This window comes from Methylobacterium sp. EM32 (assembly GCF_040593685.1).
Taxonomy (GTDB): domain Bacteria; phylum Pseudomonadota; class Alphaproteobacteria; order Rhizobiales; family Beijerinckiaceae; genus Methylobacterium.
Window position 1 is genome coordinate 1 of record NZ_JBEXZS010000092.1, and the last position, 1104, is coordinate 1104.

General features: G+C 69.2%; 1 protein-coding gene. It reads left to right on the plus strand.

All coding sequences use genetic code 11. The annotated features are described in order from the left end of the window. Window positions 1-1104 (plus strand): ATPase domain-containing protein (locus ABZT49_RS13975; RefSeq protein ID WP_355286645.1); only part of this gene is annotated, 1104 nt, incomplete at both ends.

The following is a 1104-nucleotide window of genomic DNA, read 5'->3' on the forward strand; positions in this document are numbered from 1 at the left end:
CCTCCCCTGTCGCAACAGGGGCACTCGGCCTCGACACCATTCTGGGGGGCGGCTTCGCGGCCAACCGTGCCCACCTGGTCGAGGGGCGGCCGGGCTCGGGCAAGACCACGCTGGCGCTGCAATTCCTCCGCGACGGGGCGCGGCTCGGCGAGCGCTGCCTCTACATCACCCTCTCGGAGAGCCGCCGCGAGCTCGTCTCGGTGGCCTCCCGACACGGCTGGTCGCTCGACGGCATCGAGATCTTCGAGCTGGTGCCGCCCGAGTTCAGCATCGACAAGCGCCAGCAGCAGAGCCTGGTCCATTCCTCCGACCTCGAACTCGGCGAGACCGTGCGGCTCGCCATCGCGGAGATCGACCGGATCAAGCCCCAGCGCGTGGTGTTCGACAGCCTGTCGGAGATCCGCCTGCTCTCGCAGAGCTCCCTACGCTACCGCCGCCAAGTGCTGGCTTTGCGCAGCTATCTCCTCATCCACGACACCACTGCGCTCCTCCTCGACGACCTCACCGTCGACCAGGACGACCACAACTTGCACAATCTCTGCCACGCGGTGATCCAGCTCGAACAGCTTGTCCCCCTCTACGGCGGCGAGCGCCGGCGCCTGCGGGTGATCAAGATGCGCGGTACGCATTTCCGTGGCGGCTACCACGACTTCGTCATCCGTCGCGGCGGCCTCTCGGTGTTCCCGCGCTTGGTCGCGGTCGAGCACGGCCATCCCTCTGAGGTCGACCGCCTCAGCAGCGGTAATGGCGCCCTCGACGCGCTGCTCGGCGGCGGGCTCGACCGAGGCACCAGTACGATGCTTCTCGGCCCTTCCGGCGTCGGCAAGTCCTCGACCGCGCTCACCTACGTGACGGCGGCGCTGGCGCGGGGCGAGCGCGGGCTGATCCTGAGCTTCGACGAGTCGACGGGGATCCTGATGCGCCGGGCTGCCGGTCTCGGTATGGATATCACGGCGGCGGTCGCGGAGGGGCGCCTGCGGGTCGAGCAGATCGACCCGGCGGAGGTCTCGCCGGGCGAGCTCGCCGCCATGGTGAGCGACGCTGTCGAGCGCGAGGGCGTGCGGCTCGTGCTGATCGACTCGCTCACCGGCTATCAGAACGCGA